At 54.7% G+C, this 24,645-nt stretch carries 25 protein-coding genes; 5 read left to right on the top strand and 20 right to left on the bottom strand.

Going from position 1 to position 24,645, the window contains the following annotated elements; all coding sequences use genetic code 11:
• Positions 1-167 precede the first annotated feature (167 nt).
• Complete coding sequence (gene yjfY, locus CKO_RS15545) at positions 168-443, top strand: DUF1471 family protein YjfY (RefSeq protein WP_024130788.1); 276 nt, start codon at positions 168-170, stop codon at positions 441-443.
• Positions 444-577: 134 nt separating this feature from the next.
• On the opposite strand, the gene CKO_RS15550 is transcribed toward yjfY, so the two are convergent.
• From CKO_RS15550 to ulaA, 6 genes are read right to left on the bottom strand one after another with little or no spacing between them, the layout of a single operon-like run.
• Entirely contained in the window at positions 578-1,264 is a 687-nt protein-coding gene (locus CKO_RS15550; RefSeq protein ID WP_012134412.1) for an L-ribulose-5-phosphate 4-epimerase, read from the bottom strand.
• On the bottom strand, positions 1,264-2,118 hold the full coding sequence (locus CKO_RS15555) for an L-ribulose-5-phosphate 3-epimerase (protein WP_012134413.1): 855 nt from the start codon (positions 2,116-2,118) through the stop codon (positions 1,264-1,266). The genes CKO_RS15550 and CKO_RS15555 overlap by 1 nt, the downstream gene beginning before the upstream one ends.
• A gap of 9 nt (positions 2,119-2,127) precedes the next feature.
• Positions 2,128-2,778 (bottom strand): 3-keto-L-gulonate-6-phosphate decarboxylase UlaD, encoded by a 651-nt coding sequence (gene ulaD, locus CKO_RS15560; RefSeq protein WP_024130789.1) that lies wholly within the window; start codon positions 2,776-2,778, stop codon positions 2,128-2,130.
• 13 nt (positions 2,779-2,791) lie between these two features.
• A complete protein-coding gene (ulaC, locus tag CKO_RS15565; protein WP_012134416.1) occupies positions 2,792-3,259 on the bottom strand; it encodes a PTS ascorbate transporter subunit IIA in 468 nt (155 codons plus the stop codon).
• Positions 3,260-3,268: 9 nt separating this feature from the next.
• Positions 3,269-3,574 (bottom strand): PTS ascorbate transporter subunit IIB, encoded by a 306-nt coding sequence (gene ulaB, locus CKO_RS15570; RefSeq protein ID WP_024130790.1) that lies wholly within the window; start codon positions 3,572-3,574, stop codon positions 3,269-3,271.
• A 15-nt stretch (positions 3,575-3,589) separates the two neighbouring features.
• Positions 3,590-4,987 carry a PTS ascorbate transporter subunit IIC gene (gene ulaA, locus CKO_RS15575; RefSeq protein WP_012134419.1) on the bottom strand — a complete coding sequence of 466 codons (1,398 nt, stop codon included), beginning with the start codon at positions 4,985-4,987 and terminating at the stop codon, positions 3,590-3,592.
• Between the two features lie 363 nt (positions 4,988-5,350).
• Here ulaA and ulaG point away from each other — a divergent pair, with 363 nt between their 5' ends.
• Positions 5,351-6,415, top strand: a complete 1,065-nt coding sequence (ulaG, locus tag CKO_RS15580) for an L-ascorbate 6-phosphate lactonase (RefSeq protein WP_024130791.1) — start codon at positions 5,351-5,353, stop codon at positions 6,413-6,415.
• Positions 6,416-6,521: 106 nt separating this feature from the next.
• On the top strand, positions 6,522-7,277 hold the full coding sequence (gene ulaR / locus CKO_RS15585; RefSeq protein ID WP_012134422.1) for an HTH-type transcriptional regulator UlaR: 756 nt from the start codon (positions 6,522-6,524) through the stop codon (positions 7,275-7,277).
• Here the strand turns inward: ulaR and yjfP are convergent.
• Complete coding sequence (gene yjfP, locus CKO_RS15590; RefSeq protein WP_012134423.1) at positions 7,274-8,023, bottom strand: esterase; 750 nt, start codon at positions 8,021-8,023, stop codon at positions 7,274-7,276. The genes ulaR and yjfP overlap by 4 nt on opposite strands.
• A 178-nt stretch (positions 8,024-8,201) precedes the next feature.
• Here yjfP and bsmA point away from each other — a divergent pair, with 178 nt between their 5' ends.
• Positions 8,202-8,531 (top strand): biofilm peroxide resistance protein BsmA, encoded by a 330-nt coding sequence (bsmA, locus tag CKO_RS15595; RefSeq protein WP_012134424.1) that lies wholly within the window; start codon positions 8,202-8,204, stop codon positions 8,529-8,531.
• A 130-nt stretch (positions 8,532-8,661) separates the two neighbouring features.
• Positions 8,662-8,937: a DUF1471 family protease activator YjfN gene (gene yjfN, locus CKO_RS15600; RefSeq protein WP_012134425.1), complete on the top strand. Its 276-nt coding sequence runs from the start codon at positions 8,662-8,664 to the stop codon at positions 8,935-8,937.
• An 85-nt stretch (positions 8,938-9,022) separates the two neighbouring features.
• Here yjfN and CKO_RS15605 read toward each other — a convergent pair whose 3' ends face one another.
• The 13 genes from CKO_RS15605 to amiB form a co-directional block, all read right to left on the bottom strand.
• Positions 9,023-10,645, bottom strand: a complete 1,623-nt coding sequence (locus CKO_RS15605) for an isovaleryl-CoA dehydrogenase (protein WP_024130792.1) — start codon at positions 10,643-10,645, stop codon at positions 9,023-9,025.
• Between the two features lie 117 nt (positions 10,646-10,762).
• Positions 10,763-11,494, bottom strand: a complete 732-nt coding sequence (rlmB, locus tag CKO_RS15610; RefSeq protein WP_012134428.1) for a 23S rRNA (guanosine(2251)-2'-O)-methyltransferase RlmB — start codon at positions 11,492-11,494, stop codon at positions 10,763-10,765.
• A 93-nt stretch (positions 11,495-11,587) separates the two neighbouring features.
• Positions 11,588-14,020: a ribonuclease R gene (gene rnr / locus CKO_RS15615; protein WP_024130793.1), complete on the bottom strand. Its 2,433-nt coding sequence runs from the start codon at positions 14,018-14,020 to the stop codon at positions 11,588-11,590.
• Positions 14,021-14,058: 38 nt separating this feature from the next.
• Positions 14,059-14,484 carry a nitric oxide-sensing transcriptional repressor NsrR gene (nsrR, locus tag CKO_RS15620; RefSeq protein WP_024130794.1) on the bottom strand — a complete coding sequence of 142 codons (426 nt, stop codon included), beginning with the start codon at positions 14,482-14,484 and terminating at the stop codon, positions 14,059-14,061.
• Between the two features lie 227 nt (positions 14,485-14,711).
• Positions 14,712-16,010: an adenylosuccinate synthase gene (gene purA / locus CKO_RS15625; RefSeq protein ID WP_012134433.1), complete on the bottom strand. Its 1,299-nt coding sequence runs from the start codon at positions 16,008-16,010 to the stop codon at positions 14,712-14,714.
• 102 nt (positions 16,011-16,112) lie between these two features.
• Positions 16,113-16,310: a DUF2065 domain-containing protein gene (locus tag CKO_RS15630; protein WP_024130795.1), complete on the bottom strand. Its 198-nt coding sequence runs from the start codon at positions 16,308-16,310 to the stop codon at positions 16,113-16,115.
• A gap of 82 nt (positions 16,311-16,392) precedes the next feature.
• The gene (gene hflC / locus CKO_RS15635) at positions 16,393-17,397 is read right to left on the bottom strand and encodes a protease modulator HflC (RefSeq protein ID WP_012134436.1); all 1,005 of its coding nucleotides are present in this window, start codon (positions 17,395-17,397) and stop codon (positions 16,393-16,395) included.
• 2 nt (positions 17,398-17,399) lie between these two features.
• Positions 17,400-18,656, bottom strand: coding sequence for an FtsH protease activity modulator HflK (gene hflK, locus CKO_RS15640; RefSeq protein WP_012134437.1), 1,257 nt, complete (start codon positions 18,654-18,656; stop codon positions 17,400-17,402).
• Between the two features lie 92 nt (positions 18,657-18,748).
• On the bottom strand, positions 18,749-20,029 hold the full coding sequence (gene hflX, locus CKO_RS15645; protein WP_012134438.1) for a ribosome rescue GTPase HflX: 1,281 nt from the start codon (positions 20,027-20,029) through the stop codon (positions 18,749-18,751).
• A gap of 73 nt (positions 20,030-20,102) precedes the next feature.
• The gene (gene hfq / locus CKO_RS15650) at positions 20,103-20,411 is read right to left on the bottom strand and encodes an RNA chaperone Hfq (RefSeq protein ID WP_012134439.1); all 309 of its coding nucleotides are present in this window, start codon (positions 20,409-20,411) and stop codon (positions 20,103-20,105) included.
• Between the two features lie 84 nt (positions 20,412-20,495).
• Positions 20,496-21,446: a tRNA (adenosine(37)-N6)-dimethylallyltransferase MiaA gene (gene miaA, locus CKO_RS15655; RefSeq protein WP_012134440.1), complete on the bottom strand. Its 951-nt coding sequence runs from the start codon at positions 21,444-21,446 to the stop codon at positions 20,496-20,498.
• Entirely contained in the window at positions 21,439-23,298 is a 1,860-nt protein-coding gene (gene mutL / locus CKO_RS15660; RefSeq protein WP_012134441.1) for a DNA mismatch repair endonuclease MutL, read from the bottom strand. The genes miaA and mutL overlap by 8 nt, the downstream gene beginning before the upstream one ends.
• A 9-nt stretch (positions 23,299-23,307) precedes the next feature.
• The gene (gene amiB / locus CKO_RS15665) at positions 23,308-24,639 is read right to left on the bottom strand and encodes an N-acetylmuramoyl-L-alanine amidase AmiB (protein ID WP_012134442.1); all 1,332 of its coding nucleotides are present in this window, start codon (positions 24,637-24,639) and stop codon (positions 23,308-23,310) included.
• Positions 24,640-24,645 lie beyond the last annotated feature (6 nt).

Here is a 24,645-nt window from a genome sequence, read left to right on the forward strand (position 1 = left end):
TTAACCATGTGATTTAAAATTAATCACATGGCATCGCGCCAATTTTTTGAACAACTGCATCAGAAATGGTCGCTATCGACTTCGCTGGTAGCGATTAAAATTAAATCAGAAGCAATTCACTTACAGGAGATATTGCTAACCAGACACAGCAGTCGAGGAGGTACAGTATGCGAGCGCGTGTTATGACCCTTCTGGCTGCGCTTTTGCTCAGTGCAAACGCGATGGCAGCCATCAAAATCGATAATCACCAGGCACGAAATATGGATGATGTGCAGAGCTTAGGCGTGATTTATATAAACCATAACTTCGCCACTGAAAGTGAAGCAGATCAGGCATTGAATGAAGAGACAGATGCGCGAGGCGCAACGTACTACCACGCCATCCTGACCCGGGAACCGGGAAGTAACGGCAACATGCGCGCCAGCGCGGATATTTATCGCTAGCACCAGGAAAAACCAACGAGAACATTGCCATAGTTTGACTTGCCCCCTTCACCGGGGGCTTTTTTATGGCAAAAGCGGCCCCGGAATCAGGCCGGTAACATCCCGAAGGAAGTAATGATTCCAGGGCACGTGTCTTACTTTTGTCCGTAATAGGCGTCAGGCCCATGCTTACGCATAAAATGTTTATTCATTAAATAATCGTCGATCGGGCTGAGCGCCGGATTGATACCGCGAGCAATCCATGCCATCCGCGCGACCTCTTCCATCACCACCGCATTATGCACGGCGTCATGCGCATCTTTGCCCCAAGCGAACGGCCCGTGCTGATACACCACGACGCCAGGCGTATGCAGCGGCTGACCGTCACCCAGCGTTTCGATAATCACATGGCCGGTGTTCAGCTCATATTCACCCTGCACTTCTTCTTCGGTTAACGCCCTGGTACAGGGGATATCGCCAAAGAAGTAGTCCGCATGGGTCGTGCCCAGCGCCGGGATCGCCAGCCCCGCCTGCGCCCACGCCGTGGCATGCGTAGAGTGCGTGTGCACGATACCACCCAGCGAAGGGTAACGACGGTACAGCGCCAGATGCGTGGCGGTATCGGAAGAAGGCCGCCACTGCCCTTCCACCACATTGCCCTGGAGATCCACCACCACCATATCGTCCGCTTTCATGGTTTCATAAGCCACCCCGCTAGGCTTAATGACCACCAGCCCGCGCTCCCTGTCGATCGCGCTGACGTTGCCCCAGGTGAAAGTCACCAGGCCATAACGCGGCAAATCCATATTGGCTTCAAAAACGTGCTGCCTGAGTTTTTGCATTATGCTGTCTCCACCAGACCGGCGCTGGCCATACGCGCTTTCACCCAATCACGCGCTTTCGCCACCTCACGCGCCGGATCGTCCGACGTTTCACTCCACATCTCAATCAGGTATGGCCCGCAATACCCACTCTGCTTGAGCGTGGCGAAACAGCGTTCAAAATCGACGACACCTTCACCGAACGGCACGTTCTTGAACACGCCTGGCTTCGTATCTTTGACATGAACCGCGACGATATGCCCCATTCCAGCCTGCAACTCCATCTGCACATCGTTATCCCAGGCTGACAGGTTGCCGATATCAGGATAAAGCTGGAACCACGGGTTATTAAGATAGTGCGCATACCCCAGCGCTTTGCTGATGGAGTTCATCAGAGGGTAATCCATGATCTCCATCGCCAGCGTGACCTGAGCACGGCTTGCCATCTCGACGCTCTCTTTCAGCCCATCACGAAAACGACGGCGCGTTTCATTGTTGGCCTCCTGATAGTACACGTCGTAACCCGCAAGCTGGATGACGCGAATACCGATATCCTGCGCAAACTGAATGGCTTTACGCATGATCTCCAGCCCTTGCGCACGTACAGCATCATCTTCGCTGCCCAACGGAAAGCGACGATGCGCGCTCAGGCACATGGACGGCACCCGCACGCCGGTCTCAGCGATAGCGCTCACCAGCGCCAGGCGCTGCTCACGGTTCCAGTCGAGGCGCGCCAGGCGGGCATCGGTTTCATCGACAGACATTTCAACGAAATCGAAGCCCAGTTCTTTCGCCAGCCGCAGGCGATCCAACCAGCACTCCCCGGCGGGGAGCGCTTTTTCGTAGATGCCAAGCGGAGTCTGTTTAGACAGCATATCCGCTCCTTATCCCCACAACTGGGCGATAGAACGTTTAAACTGACGCGCGGCTTCAACCGGAGAGGCGGCGTCGCGAATGCTGCGACCAGCAATAAAGACATGGATTGGAATGCCCTTAAACAGCGGCAGGTCTTCCAGCGCCAGGCCGCCGGTCACGGTCACTTTAAAGCCCATATCAGAGAGACGTTTGATCGCGCTGATATCCGCTTCGCCCCAGGCCACGCCAGCGGCCTGTGCATCACGGCTACGGTGATAAACCACCTGCTGGATCCCCGCATCGCGCCACTCCTGCGCCTGCTCCCAGGTCCAGTAGCCGGTCAGTTCAATCTGCACATCGCCGTTAAACTCTTGCGCCACTTCCAGCGCGCCTTTGGCGGTGTTGATATCCGCGCAGCAGATAACCGTCACCCAATCCGCGTTGGCTTCAAAGCACATACGAGAAAGAATTTTCCCCGCGTCCGCAATTTTGGCGTCAGCCAGCACGATCTTATGCGGATAGAGCGCTTTCAGATCGCGTACCGCACGTACGCCTTCACCCACGCACAGGATGGTGCCAACTTCGATAATATCGACTTCTTCCGCGATCAGGCGGGTCGTTTCGTAAGCGTGGGACAGCGTCTGGTTATCCAGCGCAACTTGCAACATAGGTAATGACATTTCTATTCCTTACTTAAACTGCCGCCGCAGTGGCGTTATCAATTAAATCCAGCACATCCTGCTCGGTACGGCAGGCGCGTAAACGGTCAAAGTTGGCTTCATCTTCAAACAGGTTGACGATTTGCATGATGCCGTCTTCCTGATGCGCGCGGGCATCCACTGCCGCCAGCGTGATGAGGATATCGACCGGGTCATTATCTTCGTGGTTGAAGACCATCGGCGTTTTCAGCGTCACCAACGCGAAGCCGGTTTTTTTGACGCCCTCTTCCGGGCGGCCATGCGGCATCGCCAGGCCTGGCGCAATCACAAAATACGGACCAAAACGCTCTACGCCATCAAGAATGGCCTGGTAGTAACGCGGCTCCACAACATCTGCTTCCACCAGCAGGTCTACGCCGATTTTCACCGCCTCCTGCCAGGTGCTCGCTTCTGCATTCAGGCGAATGGACTTATTCTCCGCCAGCGAATCACGTAATTTCATGCTGCGTCCTTATTTCAGGTCGTTCGGAAAGTGCTCTTTGATCACTTCCATCAGTTTCGGACCAAAATCAGCGGCGGAAAGCATATTGCGCACGCCCACCACATATTTATTACCGGAGACGGTGATTTCGCTGGCGACGTGCGTCGAGGCAATAATGATGTCCGCGCCGTTCAGCTCACTTTTGTACTCACCCACCGCGCAGCTATTTACCGTGTGCGCAACGCCCTGCTGCGTCAGAAACTGGTCAACTTTCATTTTCATGATCATTGAACTGCCTTGCCCACAACCACAAACAGCCAGAATACGTACGGTCATAATCGGAACTCCTTATTAAGCAGAGTGTTCTGCCAGTTGTTTTTCTGCATCTTCTTCAGCGCGCAATGTGCGCCCTGCGAAGAACATATAAGCCAGTGAAATCAGTATCATGACGCTCATAAACATCAGCCCGATGCTGACGAAGCCTTGCATCATCGGAGGCGCCAGAATCGACCAGTCCGCCATTCCCATCCAGGCGCTCATACCGGTCAGTTTCACCGCCCAGACGCAGCCAAAGATTTCGATCATGCCCATAACCAGGCAAATCTTGAGCGCCGCGCGCCAGCCGCCAAAGTGGTTAGCGAACACGCCAATCGTGGCGTTAGAGAAGAACATTGGGATAAAGCCAGGGATGATCAGAATGGAGGAGCCGCAACCCACCAGAATACCAACGGCGATCAGCTGACCAATCGTGCCCCACATAAAGCCCCAGACCACCGCGTTCGGCGCGAAGCTATAAATCGCCGCACAGTCAATCGCCAGCACAGCACCGGGGATCAGACGCTGAGAGATACCGTTAAATGCTTCGGACAGTTCGGCGACAAACATGCGCACGCCCTGCGTGATGATGAAAATAGCGACAGCGAACTGGAAGCCGGTTTGCAGGATATAGATAGACCAGTGCGTTTTACCCGCCATCGCCTGAACCACATCCAGGCCAAAAGAGAGCAGGATCGCGCCGAAGAAGATGGTCATGACAATTGCCGTGGAGACGATATTGTCGTGGAAGATATTCAGCCAGCCGGGCAGTTTGAGATCTTCAACGCTCTCTTCTTTTTTACCGAGATATGGCGCGACTTTATACGCCAGCCATGCGGCAAACTGTTGCTGGTGACCAATGGAGAAACCACAGCCATCTGTGACTTCCTGCGTCGGCTTATACATCATATTGGAGGTGATCCCCCAATACAGAGACACCAGAACCGCCGTGCAGATAATGGTGGTCCACATCGGATAACCGAAGATGTAGAAGAACACCGCGATCAGCCCCGCCTGCTGGAACATGATATGCCCGGTAAGCATGATGGTGCGAATCCCGGTAATCCGGCGCAGCAGCACGTAGCCGATATTCAATGCCAGCGCTAACAGCACGGCATACCCGACCCAACTGTAGGCATCGCCCATGCGCTCGATCGTCGCCATCATGGAGGCGTAAGTATCAGAAATCGCGCCGTTGATGCCATACACCTCAGACATCTTCGCCACGACGGGCTTAAAGGTACTGGTCAGGATGCCGGACCCTGCCTGTAATAACATGAAACCAATAATGGTTTTTATCGTACCTTTGATAATAACGCTGACACTTTTGCGTAGGAGGATATAGCCCAGACAGGTGACAATACCCAGTAGCAGCGGAGCATTGGTCATAACCTGGTTAAAGAAAACGGTAAAGATGTTGTAGAGGATCTCCATAACGATCTCCAGTAGACGAAGTTGCTGAGCTCTGCGTACGCTCAGGTTGTTGTGTCACCACTCTAATTTTCAAAAGTAATCACAACAAGATTGAATTTGATTAATTGTGACGCACCACGCAAATAATTCCCACACTTCAGAAAAGGATTAACCCGACGTTAACCAGCTATCAATAAAACTCATCTTAATCAAATAGATATATTTAATTTCAATAGTTATACGCCCTTCATTACGTTCTCCTTCACTTCCAGACCACCCTTCACAAGCAAAAATATGCCGTTGCCATCTTGAAAAAATAATGTCAGGATTAATCAAAACAAATCATACACTGATTCAATTTGAACAAACATGAAGGTAAATGCGATGAGTAAAGTGAAAAGTATCACGCGTGAATCATGGATCCTGAGCACCTTTCCTGAGTGGGGAAGCTGGCTGAATGAAGAGATCGAACAGGAACAGGTCGCGCCCGGCACATTTGCTATGTGGTGGCTCGGTTGCACCGGCATCTGGCTGAAATCAGAAGGCGGCACCAACGTATGCGTTGATTTCTGGTGCGGCACCGGCAAGCAAAGCCACGGCAATCCGTTGATGAAAACGGGCCATCAGATGCAGCGCATGGCAGGGGTGAAGAAATTGCAGCCGAACCTGCGCACCACGCCGTTTGTTCTCGATCCTTTCGCGATTCGCCAGATCGATGCCGTGCTGGCCACTCACGATCATAACGATCATATCGACGTCAACGTCGCCGCAGCGGTGATGCAAAACTGCGCTGACGATGTGCCTTTCATCGGGCCGCAAACCTGCGTTGACCTGTGGATTGGCTGGGGCGTGCCGAAAGAGCGCTGCATCGTGGTCAAACCGGGCGATGTTGTGAAAGTGAAAGACATCGAAATTCATGCGCTTGATGCGTTTGATCGTACTGCGCTCATCACGCTTCCGGCCGATCAAAAGGCGGCGGGCGTACTGCCGGACGGCATGGATGCGCGCGCGGTGAACTACCTGTTCAAAACGCCGGGCGGTACGCTGTATCACAGCGGCGACTCCCACTACTCCAACTACTATGCGAAGCACGGCAATGAGCATCAGATCGACGTGGCGCTCGGCTCCTATGGCGAGAACCCGCGTGGCATCACCGACAAGATGACCAGCGCCGACATGCTGCGTATGGCGGAAGCGCTGAACACGAAAGTCGTGATTCCGTTCCACCATGATATCTGGTCGAACTTCCAGGCCGATCCGCAGGAAATCCGCGTTCTGTGGGAAATGAAAAAAGATCGCCTGAAGTATGGCTTCAAGCCGTTTATCTGGCAGGTTGGCGGTAAGTTCACCTGGCCACTGGATAAAGACAACTTTGAATATCACTACCCGCGTGGTTTTGATGACTGCTTCACGATGGAACCGGATTTACCGTTCAAATCCTTCCTGTAATTGTTCTCCGATGCCGGGTTTTCCCGGCATTTTTCTATATTTACTTTAGTATTTTCAGGCTATTTCAAATATCATCTTTTAAAATCAATTCGTATCGGAATAGCTCATGACTGAAGCACAAAGACATCAAATATTGCTGGATATGCTGGCGCAATTGGGCTTTGTTACCGTCGAGAATGTGATCGAACGTCTGGGGATCTCCCCGGCCACGGCGCGTCGGGATATCAACAAGCTCGATGAGAGCGGAAAGCTCAAAAAAGTGCGTAATGGCGCCGAAGCGATCGCTCAGCAACGTCCGCGCTGGACGCCGATGAATCTGCATCAGGCACAGAACCACGATGAAAAAGTGCGCATTGCTAAAGCGGCAGCGCAACTGGTGAATCCTGGGGAAAGCGTGGTGATCAACTGTGGATCGACCGCCTTTCTGCTGGGCAGAGAAATATGCGGTAAGCCGGTGCAGATCATCACCAACTATCTCCCGCTGGCGAACTATCTGATCGATCAGGAACATGAAAGCGTGATCATCATGGGAGGTCAGTACAACAAGAGCCAGTCCATCACGCTTAGCCCCCAGGGCAGCGAAAACAGCCTGTATGCCGGGCACTGGATGTTTACCAGCGGCAAAGGCCTGACCGCGGACGGACTGTATAAAACCGATATGCTCACCGCTATGGCCGAGCAGAAAATGCTCAGCGTGGTCGGAAAGCTGGTGGTGCTGGTGGATAGCAGCAAGATCGGCGAGCGCGCAGGCATGTTGTTCAGCCGCGCCGATCAAATAGACACGCTGATTACGGGCAAAAATGCTAACCCTGACATTCTGCAACAGCTTGAAGCGCAAGGCGTTAGCATTCTGCGCGTTTAAAGATGCTGGCGGAAAAACGACACCGTTGCCGCCAGCGCCTCTGACGTAATACGGTGGCGTACGCCTGCTTCCCACAGACAGGTCAGGTTCTGATCCCTGTTCGCCTGAATCAGCGCCTGTTGTAAGCGGAACGTTTCCACCGCAGGGACGACGTCATCTTCCTGTCCATGCCATAGCAGCAGCGGCCGGTCGGCCAGTTTTGGCAACTGATGCGCCACCTCCCACTCAGCCAGGGGAGCAATAATGTCGTCAAATTCTCGCTGTTGCTCAGGCGTCTCAGGAATTAATGGCGGAAAAAGCGTATGCGCCAGTCGGGTGAAATAACCCGACCCCATCAGGCTGGCGACGCATTTTACCTCCGGGTGGCGGGCCATGATCCCCAGCGCCGTCATACCGCCCATTGATGCGCCCCCCACGGCCAGACGTTCTTCCAGCACCCAGTTTTCCTGTTGAACTGCCGCACGTAACGCAGCGAATTCCTGCATGTTTTGCCGCAGAATCTGCCAGAATTGGGTCATTCGCCCCTGCGCATCACCGCTAAACCGCGCGCCATGCTCGGGCGCATCCGGCATGATAACCCGGAACCCGGCCTGCGCCAGGGCAACAGCAAAGTAGCTATAGACCAGGCTGGAAGAGGTAAAACCGTGGTAAAAAATAATACATGGAAGGGGCGTGTCACATTTACCGTCAGGAAACGCGTGGAGTATGGAATGTCCTGCCAGGTACCGTGTTTCTATTTTTATCATATATCCCCCTTTCTCTGATATGCCACGGAGAAATACATAACTCAAGTTAATGAGTACGGCAATGATTCATAATGTTGAGAAGTGGATTACGCTTTCACCCTATTTTCATTCGAAAATCGCGTGAGAGATAACAATTTGGGAACATTCCCCCTAAAGGAAATTAATAAGGCACTACACTATGGCTATCAGTAAACGAGATAGAGTTATGCGCCGGTTCGCCCCATTGATGCTGGTACTGTTTTTAAGCGCCTGTAGCGTATTGCAAGGGACGCCGCAACCAGCACCGCCAGTCGCTGACCATCCTCAGGAAATTCGCCGTGACCAGACACAAGGGTTGCAGCGCCTGGGAACGGTAAGCTCAATGGTTCGGGGTTCTCCTGACGATGCTGTGGCAGAGATCAGAGCGAAAGCCGCCGCCGCTAAAGCAGATTATTACGTTATTTTATTGGTTGATGAAACCATCGTAACAGGCCAATGGTATTCGCAAGCCATCCTGTATCGTAAATAGCGGAAGGTTGAAATTTAGTCAGCTTTACATTGCTTTGCGCCTCTATGCGTTTACCTGTGCACAATGAAATCATGGGATGACCGCAATGGAATGCCCTGTTGAATGCGGGGTCACGTAAAAGGAGCTGACGATGAAACGATCTCTTGCCTTATCCTCACTGCTGCTTTCTGCCGGCCTGGTGAGTACGACGGCGCAGTCTGCCGAATTCGCCAGCGCGGACTGCGTAACGGGCCTGAATGAAATTGGTCTGATATCCGTGAGTAATATTTCGGGAAATCAGCAGGATGTGGAACGTATCATTGCGTTAAAAGCCGATGAGCAGGGCGCTTCGTGGTATCGGATTATCCAGATGTACGAAGAACAGCAGCCCGATAACTGGCGCGTACAAGCCATACTTTATGCGTAACAGATTGCCTGATGGCATAAACTTATCTGGCCTGCATCGATCGCTGGCATGATAAGCCGCGCTCGCGCCGCCATCAGGCAAATCGTTATCGCAATCCCCCCGTTGCCCGCAGCAACAGATCATTTTGCACCTGTTCAGACAGGCGTAACACGCCGCGCGTGTCCAGCATCATTTGGCACCAGGCCTGTGCCAACGGCGGAGAAGCATAGCGCAGCATTTGCGCCCCGCAGCCGAGCAAGAACAGCTGCTGCGTTATCTCCCGCCCCTGCGCTTCATCGGGTTTGCGCAAGCGCTGTTGCAGCTGACGTACCGCCCGATCATAATGCCGATCCTGCCCTTTGACCTCCGCAAAAGCCTCGTTGAGCAGCTCATAGACGCCGGTCTGTTTACTCAGCACCCGCAGCACATCCAGACACATGACGTTTCCCGACCCTTCCCAGATGCTGTTGACCGGCATCTCACGATACAGGCGCGGCAGCTCGCTCTCCTCGCAATAGCCAACGCCACCGAGCACTTCCATCGCCTCGGCAACAAAGGGGATGCCGCTTTTGCAAATAGCAAACTTCGCGGCTGGCGTGAACAAACGCGCCCGGAGCGCTTCTTTCGGGTCGCCACGACGATCCCACGCACGAGCCAGACGAAACAGCAGCGCCGTCTGGCCTTCAAGCTGGAGCGCCATACGACTTAAAACCTGCCGCATCATGGGCTGATCAATCAAAGACTTGCCGAACACCTGCCGCTGATGCGCGTGGTAAATCGCCACGGAAAACGCCCGGCGCATCATACTATGACTGCCCAACGCGCAATCAAAGCGGGTCATCCCTCCCATCTTCAGTATGTGACGAATCCCCTCGCCTTCCTCACCCAGTAGCCAGCCTACCGCATCCTGAAACTCAACCTCGCAACTGGCATTAGAGCGGTTGCCCAGTTTGTCTTTCAACCGCTCAAGGCGAACGCCGTTTCGCTGCCCGTCAGGCAAAAAACGCGGGACAAAAAAGCAGGATAATCCGCCTTTCGTCTGCGCCAGCACCAGGTGCGCGTCGCTTTGCGGCACGGAGAAAAACCATTTATGCCCCACCAGGCGCCAGGCGCCGTCGTCCAGTCGCTCTGCCCGGGTGGTGTTACTCAGCACATCGGAGCCGCCCTGCTTTTCCGTCATGCCCATGCCAATCAGCAGGCCGCGTTTTTGCCCACCGGGCAGGAGGTGTGAATCATAGCGATCGCTGCGTAACGGCGTTAACCAGTCGTGGAAGGGGGATGGCAGCATCTGTAGCAGCAGCGGCGTGGCGGCAAAAGTCATCGTAACTGGACACAACGTACCCGCTTCCACCTGCGCATGCAGCATAAAACGCGCAGCCCGCGCGACAAACGCCCCCTGCCTGGCGTTCTCTTCCCAGGCCAGATTATGCACACGGTTAGCGCACAGGCCCTGCATCAGCAGATGCCAGGCGGGATGAAAACGAACATCGTCCAGCCGCTGCCCTTGTGGATCGTAACGTAGCAGTTCAGGTGGAAAGGCGTTCGCCAGCCGCCCCAGCTCCAGCGACTCCGCAGTGCCCAATTGTTGACCGATGCTGGCGAGAAGATCGCTGTCCCAGCCCGCGCCTTCACGGGCGACCGCCTCGCAAAGCGCGCCATCAGACAGGAATAAATTGCTGTTGTTGAGCGGTGCCGGTTGGTTAAAAACGGTATGCGTTTGCCAGTGCATTGTGTTTCCCTCCGTCAATGGCAGTCGCATTAAGTATGGTCAGCCTGCGGGGGACACGCCTGGGATAACGGTCACAAAAAAGCCATCCCGAGGGATGGCTTCATCAGTCAAAAGCGCTTAGCTGCGCTGTCGCACCGCTTCAAACAAGCAGATCCCGGTCGCGACGGAGACGTTCAGCGACGACACGCTGCCCGCCATCGGAATGCTGATCAGCTCATCACAGTGCTCGCGGGTCAGACGACGCATCCCTTCGCCTTCAGCGCCCATCACCAGCGCCATCCGGCCGGTCATTTTGCTCTGGAACAGCGTATGGTCAGCTTCGCCCGCCGTACCGACAATCCAGATATTCTCTTCCTGCAACAGACGCATGGTACGCGCCAGGTTGGTCACACGGATCAGCGGCACGCTTTCGGCTGCGCCGCAGGCCACCTTTTTCGCCGTTGCATTAAGCTGTGCAGAACGATCTTTCGGCACAATGACCGCATGTACGCCAGCGGCGTCTGCGCTACGCAGACAGGCGCCGAGGTTATGCGGATCGGTCACGCCGTCGAGGATCAGCAGGAAGGGATTGTCGAACTTCGCGATCAGATCAGGAAGATCGTTTTCCTGATACTGGCGTCCCGGCTTCACGCGCGCAATGATCCCCTGATGTACCGCACCCTCGCTTTTTTCATCAAGATACTGGCGGTTCGCCAGTTGGATCACCACGCCCTGCGCTTCCAGCGCATGGATCAGCGGCAGCAGGCGTTTATCTTCCCGCCCTTTCAGAATAAAGACGTCCTGAAAGCGCTCTGGCGCACGTTCCAGCAGAGCCTGCACCGCGTGGATGCCGTAAATCATTTCACTCATTGATGGTTCTCATTGATCAATTTTGCCGGGCGGCGCGATGCCTGCCCGGTCTACAGTACAAACGCCCTCTCCACGCAGGGGGAGAGGGGGAAATTACTCAGCTGACTTTTTCTTCGCCGCGCGCTTCGCTTTTGTCGCGGCAGCGATTTTCTGCGTCTTTGCCGATGGATTTTTGGCTTTCTTCTCTTTCTTCGCCTTACCTTTCGCTTTCTCGCCGCGGAAGGCGCTATCCGGTTCGAAATTCACCTTTTTGCCCACCTGACGACGCTTACCGGCATTTTTAGCCGTTTCGCCTCTTTTCGCTTTCTCACGCGCGGTTTTACCGACGTTGCGCGGGGCGCGTTCGCTGGAGATCAGGCTAAAGTCAATTTTACGCTCATCCATATTGACCGCTTCGACGCGGACTTCCACGCGGTCGCCCAGACGGTAGGTCTGGCCGCTGGATTCCCCCATCAGACGCTGCCCTACCTGATCGAAACGGTAGTAATCGTTGTCCAGCGAAGAGACGTGTACCAGACCATCAATAAACAGTTCATCCAGACGAACAAAGAAGCCGAACCCGGTTACGCTGGAAATCACCCCTTTAAAGACGTTCCCCACCTGATCCAGCATGAAGTCACACTTCAGCCAGTCAGAGACGTCGCGCGTGGCTTCGTCAGCACGGCGCTCGGTCATAGAACAGTGCTGGCCCAGTTGCAGCATCTCTTCCATCGAATAGTGGTAGCCGCCCGTTTCCGTCGTGTTGCCCTTATGCCCTTGCTCATGCGCCAGCAGATACTTAATGGCACGGTGCAGCGACAGGTCAGGATAACGGCGGATCGGCGAGGTAAAGTGCGCGTAAGACTGCAATGCCAGACCAAAGTGGCCACGGTTTTCTGGATCGTAAATTGCCTGTTTCATTGAGCGCAGCAGCATGGTTTGCAGCATTTCCGCGTCAGGCCTGTCGGCAATCGACTCCAGCAGCTCCGCATAATCACGCGGTTCCGGCTTATTGCCGCCCGGCAATTCCAGCCCCAGCTCCGCCAGAACGGAACGGAAGGAGGTAATCGCCTCGGTGCTCGGCTTGTCGTGGATACGGAACAGCGCAGGCTCTTTGGCTTTCTCAACGAATCGCGCCGCCGAGATATTCGCCAGAATCATGCATTCTTCGATCAGCTTGTGTGCGTCATTACGCTGCGTCTGCTCGATACGTTCAATGCGACGTTCAGCATTGAAGATAAACTTCGCTTCTTCGCTTTCAAATGAGATGCCGCCACGCTCTTCGCGGGCGTTATCCAGCACTTTGTAGAGGTTATGCAGCTCTTCGATGTGCCTGACCAGCGGCGCATACTGCTCGCGCAGGTCCTGGTCGCCCTGTAGCATATGCCAGACTTTGGTATACGTCAGGCGCGCATGGGAACTCATCACTGCTTCGTAGAATTTATAGCCGGTTAAACGCCCTTTTGATGAAACGGTCATTTCGCAGACCATACACAGGCGGTCAACCTGTGGATTCAGCGAACACAGGCCATTGGAGAGCACTTCCGGCAGCATCGGCACAACCTGCGACGGGAAATAGACCGACGTCCCACGGTTGCGCGCTTCGCGATCCAGCGGCGTTGGCGGACGCACGTAATAACTTACGTCAGCGATAGCCACCCACAGGCGCCAGCCGCCACCGCGTTTCTTCTCGCAGTAAACCGCATCGTCAAAGTCACGGGCGTCTTCGCCATCAATCGTCACCAGGGGTAAGTCGCGCAGATCCACACGGCCTGCTTTCGCCTCTTCCGGCACTTCTTCTTTCAGACCGGCGATCTGCTGTTCTACCGCCTGCGGCCAGATATAAGGAATTTCATGGGTGCGCAGCGCCATATCGACAGCCATGCCAGTGCCCATGTTATCGCCGAGAACCTCAACGATTTTACCGACCGCTTTAGTGCGGCGGGTCGGGCGCTGGGTGAGTTCCACCACCACCACAAAGCCCATGCGCGCGCCCATCACCTCTTCAGGCGGGATCAGGATGTCGAAGCTCAGACGGCTATCGTCCGGCACCACAAAGCCCACGCCCGCATCGGTAAAGTAACGACCGACAATCTGGCTGGTTTTCGGCACCAGAACGCGCACGATACGCGCTTCGCGGCGGCCTTTACGATCGGCCCCCAGCGGCTGCGCCAGTACCTGATCGCCATGAATGCAGGTTTTCATCTGCTCACTGGAGAGATACAGGTCATCTTTACGTCCTTCGACACGCAAAAAGCCGTAGCCATCACGGTGGCCGATAACGGTACCTTTCAGCAGGTCGAGGCGTTCCGGCAGCGCATAGCACTGGCGGCGGGTAAAGACCAGCTGTCCGTCGCGTTCCATCGCGCGCAGACGGCGGCGCAGGGCTTCCTGCTGCTCTTCACCTTCAATGTTCAGTTCCGCAGCCAACTCATCACGGTTGGCTGGTTTTTCACGTTTTGTTAAATGTTCGAGGATAAATTCCCGGCTCGGGATAGGGTTAGCGTATTTTTCAGCTTCACGTTCCAGGAAAGGATCTTGTGACATGGCGGTTCCTCCGTTGTCAGCTCTGATGAAGATTTTCGTCACTCCACCAGCAATAATTTATAAAGCGGTTGATTCTCTTCAACCAAATCGGCAAGCGTGTAGTTATCCAGTTCCTTGAGAAAACTTTGCACGGCCTTCGAAAGTGCCTGCTTGAGTCGGCAGGCAGGAGTAATGTGGCAAAATTCGCTGCTGCAATTTACCAGAGATAAAGGTTCCAGCTCACGAACCACATCACCGATAACAATAACATTAGCCGGTTTACCCAGGCGGATACCGCCATTTTTTCCTCGAATAGCAGTAACGAAGCCCGCCCGGCTAAGTTGATTGATTATTTTGACCATATGATTACGGGACACGCCGTAGACTTCTGTCACCTCAGAAATACTGGTCATACGTCCTTCGGGTAGCGACGCCATATAGATTAGCGCACGTAATCCGTAATCGGTGAAACTCGTTAACTGCACATCAACCTCAGGAAAAGGGGAAAACGGGATAAACCAGGTTGTATTAATTACATTGATGATAAACCAGCCACCAGCCAGGTCGCTAATTTATTTCAGTTCGGGAAGGAAAAAAGCGAGGATCTTACGCTGTATTAAGCCGGATGGCGGCGAAAAGCGCCTTATCCGGCCTACAGTGTGAACAGGTCTGATAAGCGCAGCACCATCAGGCACTGCGCCATGACCCCAAATTATGCGTCAAACGGGTCACGCAGAATCATCGTTTCAGTACGGTCCGGGCCGGTAGAAATAATATCAATCGGCACGCCGGTCAGTTCTTCGATACGTTTGATGTAGTTCAGCGCCGCCTGCGGCAGGCCGCTGCGATCCTTCACGCCAAAGGTGGACTCAGACCAACCCGGCATGGTTTCGTAGATCGGCTCGATGCCTTCCCAGTCATCCGCTGCCAGCGGTGTGGTGGTCACTTCACGGCCATCCGGCATACGGTAAGCCACGCAGATTTTCACCTCTTCCAGACCGTCCAGCACGTCCAGTTTGGTCAGGCAGAAGCCAGACAAGGAGTTGATCTGCACCGCACGGCGCACAGCAACGGAGTCCAGCCAGCCGGTACGACGACGACGACCGGTGGTGGCACCGTATTCGTTACCCTGCTTGCACAGGAACTCGCCGGTGTCATCAAACAGCTCAGTCGGGAACGGACCCGCGCCCACGCGAGTGGAGTAAGCTTTGATGATACCCAGAACGTAGTCCACATAACGCGGCCCCAGGCCAGAACCGGTCGCTACGCCACCCGCAGTGGTGTTAGAGGAGGTAACGTACGGATAAGTACCGTGGTCGATATCCAGCAGCGTACCCTGCGCGCCTTCGAACATGACGAAATCGCCACGCTTACGCGCCTGGTCCAGCAGATCGGAAACATCAACAACCATAGAGGTCAGGATGTCGGCAATTGCCATCACATCATCCAGCACTTTCTGGTAGTCAACAGCTTCCACTTTGTAGAAGTTCACCAGCTGGAAGTTGTGATATTCCATCACTTCTTTCAGTTTTACAGCGAAGGTAGCTTTATCGAACAGATCGCCAACGCGCAGACCGCGACGAGCCACTTTGTCTTCATAAGCCGGGCCGATACCACGACCGGTGGTGCCGATCGCTTTCGCGCCACGCGCTTTCTCACGCGCGTTATCCAGCGCAACGTGATAATCAAGGATCAGCGGACAGGCTTCAGACAGCAGCAGGCGCTCACGGACAGGGATACCACGGTCTTCCAGTCCTTTCATCTCTTTCATCAGCGCAGCCGGAGACAGCACAACGCCGTTACCGATGATGCTGGTAACATTCTCACGAAGAATACCTGATGGAATAAGATGGAGGACGGTTTTTTCACCGTTGATTACGAGAGTATGGCCTGCGTTGTGACCGCCCTGGTAGCGTACAACATATTTAGCCCGTTCAGTCAGAAGATCGACGATCTTTCCTTTACCTTCGTCACCCCATTGGGTGCCCAGTACGACGACGTTGTTACCCATTTTTCAAAATCACCGTTTGCTTAAAAATGGATTCTACCATCGCTTTTTCAGATATACAGCACTTTTTGCATGCTAAGATCGGCAAATACGACTACTTTTTGATCAGCCAATCGTTTTCCTCAACATGTAGTAGACAACAACTCCGGCAACCACAAGACCGCCGCCAAAACGACGTAAAACATTTTCCGGCAGTTGCGTCATGGCAGAGATCATTTTCTTCCAGGCGCGGGGATACAGCATCGGGCCTAAACCTTCCAGCACCAAAACGAGGGCAAGCGCCAGCCAGATAGTTGAATTCATCCATCGTCCTTATATAAAAAGAAAACCACCGCCTCCCTGAGGATGCCGGTGGTTTTGTTCATCTAAAACCGTTGATACGATTTTAACGTGTTGCCGTATTCGGTGTCTTCATGTAACGGAAGAAATCGCTGTCCGGGCTCATGATCATCACGTCCTGATTGCCTTCGAAGCTCTTCTCGTAAGCACGCAGGCTACGGATGAAGGCGTAGAAGTCCGGGTCCTGACTGAAGGCATCGGCAAACAGTTTCGCGGCTTCGGCATCACCTTCACCACGCGAAATGCGGCCCTGACGCTCGGCTTCCGCCAGCGTTCTGGTCACTTCATAGTCGGCGGTCGCGCGCAGTTTCTCCGCTTCTTCCTGACCCTGTGAACGGTGACGACGGGCTACCGCTTCACGCTCGGCGCGCATACGGTTGTAAATCGCCTCGGATACTTCGGTCGGCAGGTTGATCTGCTTGATACGCACATCCACCACTTCGATACCTAACGCCGCCATACTGTTCGGGTTGATCACCGGCACTTTGCCATTGGTTTCTGCCGCAACGCGTTCAGCCGCTTCGGCAATCGCGCTATCCGCCGCCGGAGTCGCCACTTCATCTTCCGTTCCCGCAGAACCGGAGTTCAGCGCGTCACGCACTTCCAGCGTTAAACGGCCACGGGAATCGGTCACGATGTCTTTCACATCCAGACGACCAATCTCAGAGCGCAAACGGTCAGAGAACTTACGTTTCAGCAGCACTTCGGCCTGAGAAACATCGCCGCCGCCTGTCGCCAGGTAGTAACGGCTGAAATCGCTGATGCGCCATTTGATGTAGGAGTCAACGATCAGGTCTTTTTTCTCTTTGGTTACAAAGCGATCGGCCTGGTTGTCCATCGTCTGGATACGCGCATCAAGCGTTTTCACCGACTCAATGAACGGGATCTTAAAGTGCAGGCCCGGCTCATAAACCAGCGGTTTGTTTTCATCGTCACGCAGAACTTTACCGAAACGCAGCGTAATTCCGCGCTCGCCTTCTTTGACAACAAAGACAGACATGTACAGCACTACCAGCACGATGATGATAATCGCAATAACTGACTTACGCATCGTTATTCCCCCTGACGCTGGTAGTCGTTACGCTGCGCGTTAGCGCGGCGTTGGTCCATAATATCGCCCTGACTGGTGGACGAGGTATTGCTTGCTCCGCTCGTGCTGGACGATGAAGCCGGCGGCAGACGCAGCAGATTGTTACCCGTGCTGTCTTTTGCCGCAGGCGCGTTAGCGCCTTTCAGCATCTGATCCAATGGCAGAACCATCAGATTGCCGCCTTTGTCGTTGACCAGAACTTTACGCGTATGGCTCAACACTTTTTCCATCGTCTCGATATACAGACGCTCGCGAGTAATCTCTGGTGCGGCTTTATATTCCGGCAGAATTTTAGCGAAGCGAGCCACTTCACCCTGCGCTTCCAGGATGGTTTGGGTTCTGTATGCACGCGCTTCTTCAAGAATACGCTGCGCCTGACCGTTCGCACGCGGCTGAACTTCGTTGGTGTACGCTTCCGCTTCACGGATGTATTGCTGTTCGTTCTCACGCGCCGCGATAGCATCGTCAAACGCCGCTTTTACCTCTTCCGGCGGACGCGCTGCCTGGAAGTTGACGTCCAGCAGAGTAATACCCATGTTGTACGGACGAATGGTCTCTTCCAGTTCACGCTGGGTATCGCTACGAATAACGGTACGACCTTCCGTCAGAATGCGGTCCATCGTGTATTTACCGATAACCCCACGCAGGGCGCTGTCGGTCGCCTGACGCAGACTGTCATCCGCGCTGGTCACGCTGAACAGATAACGCTGCGGATCGGTCACACGGTACTGCACGTTCATCTCAACGCGCACAACGTTTTCATCAGAAGTCAGCATCACACCGGACGCCGCCAGTTCGCGAACCGCTTCCACGTTCACCGGGGTAACTTCATCGATAAACGTCGGCTTCCAGTTCAGACCCGGCTCAACCAGGTGACTGAATTTACCGAAGCGTGTCACCACGCCGCGTTCCGCTTCTTTGATGGTGTAGAAACCGCTGGCAGCCCAGATAATGACGATCGCTGCCGCTGCGATGGTAACGACACGACCTCCGATATGCGGGCGCGGCCCCTGCGATGAACTACCACCGCCAGAGCCTGTACCTTTACCGCCACCCAGACCACCGAGCTTTTTACTCAGTTTGCGGAAGATATCATCAAGATCAGGTGGCCCCTGATCGCGACCACCTTTGTTTCCATTTCCCTCAGAGTTGCCGCCAGGTTTGCTGCTTCCCCACGGGTCGCGGTCTTGTCCGTTATTACCGGGCTGATTCCACGCCATGTTTGTGCTCCATATTTGTTATGCGGTGATCCCCGTTGTCTTTCGACGAGAGGGATAAGGCGAAATTACTCCATGCTCCAGACGAGCCGCCATTAGATCACATAGTCGATCAACGCCGGTTCTTGTTTACAGAGGCGACGCCAGTCGACAATCGGCATGCGAACCTGCAAACTTACGCTGCCGTCCTCCTCCATCCACTCTTTTTCTATTGCCTGAAGTTGGTAAAACCGGCTTCTCAGACGCCCTTCCTGCGGCGGCAAACGCAACGTATGCTGCGCTACCTCGCCGGAAAGCCGCTCCGTCAAAGCCTGAAAAAGCTGTGGTATCCCAATCCCTGTTTGCGCGGAAAGCCAGACACGGATTGGTTTGTTCTCTTCATCCCTGTCGATACGCGGTTCAAAATCGTCCAGCATATCGATCTTGTTCATCACCATCAGGGTTGGGATCTCGTGAGCATCGATCTCTTCGAGAACCGTATCCACTGCGTCGATGTTTTCCTGTACGCGCACGTCAGCGGCATCAACAACGTGTAACAAGAGCGTGGCCTGCCGGGTTTCCTGCAAGGTCGCTTTAAACGCCGCCACCAGATCGTGCGGTAAATGACGGATAAACCCTACGGTATCCGCCAGTACGGTTTCCCCCACATCTGCGACATCGATACGGCGCAGCGTCGGGTCCAGGGTCGCAAACAGTTGGTCTGCGGCATACACCCTGGCTTCAGTAATCTGATTGAAAAGGGTGGATTTACCGGCGTTGGTATATCCCACCAGCGAGACCGTCGGGACATCCGCTTTTATACGCGACTGCCGCCCCTGCTCACGTTGCTTCTCAACTTTTTCCAGGCGCGACTGTATCTGTACAATACGATTACGCAGCAAACGACGGTCGGTTTCGAGCTGGGTTTCACCCGGACCGCGCAAACCAATCCCGCCTTTCTGCCTTTCAAGGTGGGTCCAGCCACGAACCAGACGCGTGGCCAGATGACGCAACTGCGCCAATTCAACCTGCAACTTACCTTCGTGGGTACGTGCACGCTGAGCAAAAATATCTAAAATAAGACCGGTTCTGTCGATCACGCGACATTCACACAAACGTTCCAGGTTACGCTCCTGGGCCGGGCTTAAAGCATGATCGAAAAGCACGACCGCAGCGTTAGACGCTTTCACGGCTTCCGCAATTTCAACTGCCTTACCTTCACCTACAAAGTACTTCGGGTGCGGTGCTTTACGGCTACCGGTAATCACCTGCATTGCTTCGACACCGGCGGAAGAGACCAGAGACTCAAACTCCTGGAGGTCTTCCATATCTTTGTCTTGCGAAAAATAGATGTGTACCAGTACCGCCTGCTCACCGGCATCATAACGGTCAAACAAGCGTCAACCCCTCGATATATATCAGCGGGGAACGCAGGTTCCCTGGCTCCCCGTGTGTAAAACAGCCAAAACCTTATTCGGTTTCTTCGCTGTCCTGTTGCGCAGAAGTACCCTGCGCGCTGCTACCGTGATGGTAGTTACTGCTGGTGCCGCCACCGGCATTGTTACTGTGATGAGAAACCGGGCGAGACGGGACAACAGTAGAAATCGCGTGCTTGTAAACCATCTGGCTGACCGTGTTTTTCAACAGGATCACGAATTGATCAAAAGACTCGATTTGACCTTGCAGCTTAATACCATTCACCAAATAAATAGAAACTGGAACACGTTCCCGACGCAGTGCGTTCAGGAACGGATCTTGTAAAGATTGCCCCTTAGCCATTCTCTCTTTTCCTTATATGCTTATTTGTACTTTGAACCTTTCGATTCTGAAAAATTGCGCACGATACGTCTCAATTGTACACATTCAGTTCGCGATAGCACCAACAACCTGCAATACTTCGTTTCGCGCCTGGTCAGGCTTTTCACTGTCAAGCCAGCGTACTCCTTCCCAACCACGCAACCAGGTTACCTGACGCTTCGCCAACTGCCTCGTGGCGCAAACACCTCTATAAACCATTTCATCATATGAAATTTCGCCTTCAATGTATGACCACATCTGGCGGTATCCCACACAACGAATGGAAGGCAAGTCCGTATGCAAATCTCCACGGGCAAAAAGCGCCCGAACTTCTGCTTCAAAACCTGAAGCCAACATCTGATGAAAACGCTGCTCAATTCGCTGATGGAGCAGTTCACGGCTCGCCGGGGCGATGGCGAACTGATGCACCTGATACGGTAGAGCGTCTCCTGACGTTTGCGTCAGTTCCGTTAAAGTTTTACCCGAAATGAAAAAAACTTCCAGTGCCCGGGAAAGTCTTTGCGGATCATTTGGATGAATCCGTGCGGCAGCGACCGGATCAATATCCTGAAGCTGTCGGTGCAACACATCCCATCCCTGCTCTGCCGCCTGTTGCTCAATTCGGGCTCTGATCTCAGGTTCCGCCGACGGTAAGGGCGAAAGTCCCTCCAGCAACGCCTTGAAATACAACATGGTGCCGCCCACTAACAGCGGAATACGCCCCGCCGCAGTAATCTCCGCCATTTCCGCTAACGCATCGCGACGAAAATCCGCTGCTGAGTACGCTTGCGCCGGATCGAGAATATCCAGCAATCGGTGCGGAGCGGCCTTTAACTCTGAAGCTGTCGGCTTCGCCGTACCGATGTCCATCCCCCGATAAATAAGGGCGGAATCAACGCTTATCAACTCTACAGGCAAAACTTTACGCAATTCAATTGCTAACGCTGTCTTGCCGGAGGCCGTCGGCCCCATCAAAAAAATCGCCTTTGGCAGGCTCGCCTTACTTACATCACTCATGTTTCAGGGCGTTCATCACCGAATGTAAATCAACAGGTTGTAACAGACCACCCGGCGGCGCCTTCACGAGCTGCGGACATAACCGCTCTACATCAGCCAACAGCGTAATGGCCTGCGCCATCGTCCACTGCGGATGTTCACTCATCAAATTCCGCGCAATCCATTGTGCAATATTGCCCGCGTCAAACGCTGACTGCTGCGCGAGGTAGCCTATCAGTTCAGGAATCAAGATTTGTAAATTTTGTTGGCGTAAGGGTAAAGGCACTGCACGAATGGTCACATGCTGCGCATCTGACTGGAATTCAATCCCCAGATCCGTCAGTGGTGTTTGCGCTTTTTCCAGCGCGGATTTCTCCTCCGCCGACACTTTTAAGCGCAGCGGAATCAACAACGGCTGGGCGCAGACCGGCGTCTGCCCCGGCGTCAGTTGGGCCTGACGCAGCCAGCGTTCCGCCACGGGCAGCGCCAGCAGGTGGATATTGCCGTCACGCTCAAGCAATGCGCAATCCGCGCCGACAATGGTCAGCACGCGACCGAAACTCTGGCTATGCCCTGCCAGCGACGGCGCTGCCGTTTCTGCTTCCGGTGCAAGCGCCGGTTGTCGCGGAGCGGGCGTCTGTAACAGCTGGCGGTACACTTCGCCCTGCTGTTTCTGGTAGCCCGGCTGGGCATGCGGCCAACTGGCAGCAGGCTGACGTCCGCCGGTTGCCCCTGACGACGTGGAATAGCGCGGCGCGGCGGGTTCCCGCGCAGAGGCCGGTTCAGCGAAATGATTACGCCCGGCCGCCACGCGGTTTTCCGGGATGTGACGCGGCGCAGGCGCTTCTTCCGCCAGCGGCAGCGGCGCATCAAGCTGCTGCTGTAGCACGCTCAATACGCCCTGATAGATGAAATCATGCACCAGCCGCGACTGATGGAAACGCACCTCATGTTTCGCCGGATGCACGTTCACATCCACCTGATGCGGGTCAATCTCCAGATACAGCACAAATGCCGGTTGCCGATCGCCGCCCAGTTTGTCTTCACAGGCCTGACGAATCGCATGATTGATTAACCGGTCGCGCATCATGCGGCCGTTCACGTAGCAGTACTGGATTTCCGCCAGCGCCGCCGTAGTATGGTGAGGATCGGCCACCCAGCCGCGCAGCGTCAGATCGCCGTGCTGCCATTCAATCACCAACGCCTGTTCCAGAAACGGTGCGCCGCAAAGCGCGCCTAATCGACGTTCCTTCTGCCCGTCCTGCGCAACCGCGCGGTACTGGCGCACCATTTTACCGTTGTGCGACAAATTAAGGGTGACGTCGAAGCGCGCCAGCGCAATGCGGCGGATAATTTCGTCAATGTGGTTGAACTCGGTTTTCTCGGTGCGCATAAACTTGCGCCGTGCCGGCGTGTTGTAGAACAAGTCCAGCACCTCCAGCGTGGTGCCGACCGGATGCGCCGCCGGTTTTACCGTCACGTCCATATCACGCCCTTCGGCATAGGCCTGCCAGGCTTCCGCCTGTTCCGCGGTACGTGACGTGAGGGTTAAACGCGAAACCGAGCTGATACTTGCCAGCGCTTCGCCGCGAAATCCGAGACTGATAATCGCTTCGAGATCGTCAAGCGAGGCGATTTTACTGGTGGCATGGCGGGCCAGCGCCAGCGCCAGCTCGTCTTTTTTAATTCCGCAGCCATTATCGCGAATACGAATAAGCTTTGCGCCGCCGCGTTCGATATCAATATCGATCCGCGTCGCCCCTGCATCAAGGCTGTTTTCCACCAGCTCTTTCACAACCGACGCAGGTCGCTCTACCACCTCACCTGCGGCAATTTGGTTCGCCAGTTGCGGCGGTAGAACCTGAATCGGCATGTAAAATCCTTAGTTAATCAACGACTCGCCCGGCGACACCGCGCTGGCCGTTTGCGCCGGAGCGCTCTGCGGCCCGGATTGCACCGGATGCGCCTGGAAGTAGTTACGCAACCCTTGGTAAATCGCCTCTGCCAGCTGCTGCTGATAAGCATCGCTTGCCAGCAAACGTTCTTCGCCGCTGTTGCTGATAAAGCCCGTTTCAACCAGCACCGAGGGGATATCCGGGGAACGCAACACGCCGAGGCTGGCGTGTTCAGGGCGACGCTTATGCAGCGAACCAATGCGCTGCAACTGACCTAACATGTTTGTCGCCACATCATACCCTACGCGCTGGGAATGACCGAATTGCAAATCCAGTACCGCCTGGCTTAAGTAGGGGTCAGCCTGACTGTTCGCCAGCACATCGCCCGCGCCGCCCAGCAGCTCAGACTGCTTCTCATGTTCTTCCAGCCAGTTCGCCATTTCGCTGTTGGCGCGACGGTTTGACAGCACCCATACCGAGGCGCCCGTCGCGTTTCGGTTTGGCGCGGCATCCGCATGAATGGAGACGAGGAAATTGGCGTTCTGCTTACGCGCCACGTCGGAGCGCCCCATCACGGAGATGAAATAATCCCCGTCGCGGGTCAATACTCCTTTGAACATCGGATCGTTATTCAACAACGTGCGCAGCTTACGGGCGATAGCAATCGTCACGTTTTTCTCCCGCGTCCCGCCGGGGCCAATAGCGCCGGGGTCTTGCCCGCCGTGACCGGCATCAATGGCAATCACCACTTTGTCGCCGTTACTGGATGTCGCCCGCGCTGCCGGGCGCGTTACCGTATTGCTGCTGGTGACAGCGGTAGCGCGATCCTGGTTTGTTTTAAACGGATTTCGCGCAGGTTCAGTCGGACGCGGAGCGACCACCGGCGTCTCAACGCGTTTTGCGACGACAGGCGGTGGAGGTGGCGGCGGAGGCGTATCGGCGTTGATGGTAAAGACCACGGTATAGTTACCGCCGCTCTGTCGTTTCACAGCCTCGGTTTTACCGTTCTCCGTCAGATCGACAACCAACCGCAACGACTGCGCATCTTTCGCCGTACCGGAGCGAATCGCTTTTACCAGGTTGTTGCCGCTAAACTGCAACGGCAGTCCCTGAATCACGCCGGTCTGTTTGATATCCAGCGCGACGGTACGTTTACCTTCTTGCGAAAACGCATAATCAGGATCGCCGATAAAACTGAACGTAATCCGCGCCTGCCGATCGCCGTTAGATACCTGAATATCGGAGAGGCTGGCGGCCCCCGCCTGCGCGCACAGCAGGACCAGCGTTGCCACCACCCAATTTCTGATGCGATAAATCATCCCGCC

It is taken from the genome of Citrobacter koseri ATCC BAA-895 (genome assembly GCF_000018045.1).
Classification (GTDB): Bacteria; Pseudomonadota; Gammaproteobacteria; order Enterobacterales; family Enterobacteriaceae; genus Citrobacter_B; species Citrobacter_B koseri.

What these genes read in the sequence shown, in the direction of transcription:
- yjfP (WP_012134423.1), bottom strand. Translation starts at nt 8,023, where the DNA reads ATGATAAAAATAGAAACACGGTACCTGGCAGGACATTCCATACTCCAC.
- rlmB (WP_012134428.1), bottom strand. Translation starts at nt 11,494, where the DNA reads ATGAGTGAAATGATTTACGGCATCCACGCGGTGCAGGCTCTGCTGGAA.
- yjfY (WP_024130788.1), top strand. Translation starts at nt 168, where the DNA reads ATGCGAGCGCGTGTTATGACCCTTCTGGCTGCGCTTTTGCTCAGTGCA.
- CKO_RS15605 (WP_024130792.1), bottom strand. Translation starts at nt 10,645, where the DNA reads ATGCACTGGCAAACGCATACCGTTTTTAACCAACCGGCACCGCTCAAC.
- rnr (WP_024130793.1), bottom strand. Translation starts at nt 14,020, where the DNA reads ATGTCACAAGATCCTTTCCTGGAACGTGAAGCTGAAAAATACGCTAAC.
- ulaA (WP_012134419.1), bottom strand. Translation starts at nt 4,987, where the DNA reads ATGGAGATCCTCTACAACATCTTTACCGTTTTCTTTAACCAGGTTATG.
- ulaR (WP_012134422.1), top strand. Translation starts at nt 6,522, where the DNA reads ATGACTGAAGCACAAAGACATCAAATATTGCTGGATATGCTGGCGCAA.
- ulaG (WP_024130791.1), top strand. Translation starts at nt 5,351, where the DNA reads ATGAGTAAAGTGAAAAGTATCACGCGTGAATCATGGATCCTGAGCACC.
- yjfN (WP_012134425.1), top strand. Translation starts at nt 8,662, where the DNA reads ATGAAACGATCTCTTGCCTTATCCTCACTGCTGCTTTCTGCCGGCCTG.
- ulaC (WP_012134416.1), bottom strand. Translation starts at nt 3,259, where the DNA reads ATGAAATTACGTGATTCGCTGGCGGAGAATAAGTCCATTCGCCTGAAT.
- amiB (WP_012134442.1), bottom strand. Translation starts at nt 24,639, where the DNA reads ATGATTTATCGCATCAGAAATTGGGTGGTGGCAACGCTGGTCCTGCTG.
- CKO_RS15550 (WP_012134412.1), bottom strand. Translation starts at nt 1,264, where the DNA reads ATGCAAAAACTCAGGCAGCACGTTTTTGAAGCCAATATGGATTTGCCG.
- purA (WP_012134433.1), bottom strand. Translation starts at nt 16,010, where the DNA reads ATGGGTAACAACGTCGTCGTACTGGGCACCCAATGGGGTGACGAAGGT.
- mutL (WP_012134441.1), bottom strand. Translation starts at nt 23,298, where the DNA reads ATGCCGATTCAGGTTCTACCGCCGCAACTGGCGAACCAAATTGCCGCA.
- hfq (WP_012134439.1), bottom strand. Translation starts at nt 20,411, where the DNA reads ATGGCTAAGGGGCAATCTTTACAAGATCCGTTCCTGAACGCACTGCGT.
- hflC (WP_012134436.1), bottom strand. Translation starts at nt 17,397, where the DNA reads ATGCGTAAGTCAGTTATTGCGATTATCATCATCGTGCTGGTAGTGCTG.
- hflK (WP_012134437.1), bottom strand. Translation starts at nt 18,656, where the DNA reads ATGGCGTGGAATCAGCCCGGTAATAACGGACAAGACCGCGACCCGTGG.
- bsmA (WP_012134424.1), top strand. Translation starts at nt 8,202, where the DNA reads ATGGCTATCAGTAAACGAGATAGAGTTATGCGCCGGTTCGCCCCATTG.
- CKO_RS15555 (WP_012134413.1), bottom strand. Translation starts at nt 2,118, where the DNA reads ATGCTGTCTAAACAGACTCCGCTTGGCATCTACGAAAAAGCGCTCCCC.
- miaA (WP_012134440.1), bottom strand. Translation starts at nt 21,446, where the DNA reads ATGAGTGATGTAAGTAAGGCGAGCCTGCCAAAGGCGATTTTTTTGATG.
- ulaB (WP_024130790.1), bottom strand. Translation starts at nt 3,574, where the DNA reads ATGACCGTACGTATTCTGGCTGTTTGTGGTTGTGGGCAAGGCAGTTCA.
- ulaD (WP_024130789.1), bottom strand. Translation starts at nt 2,778, where the DNA reads ATGTCATTACCTATGTTGCAAGTTGCGCTGGATAACCAGACGCTGTCC.
- CKO_RS15630 (WP_024130795.1), bottom strand. Translation starts at nt 16,310, where the DNA reads ATGAATTCAACTATCTGGCTGGCGCTTGCCCTCGTTTTGGTGCTGGAA.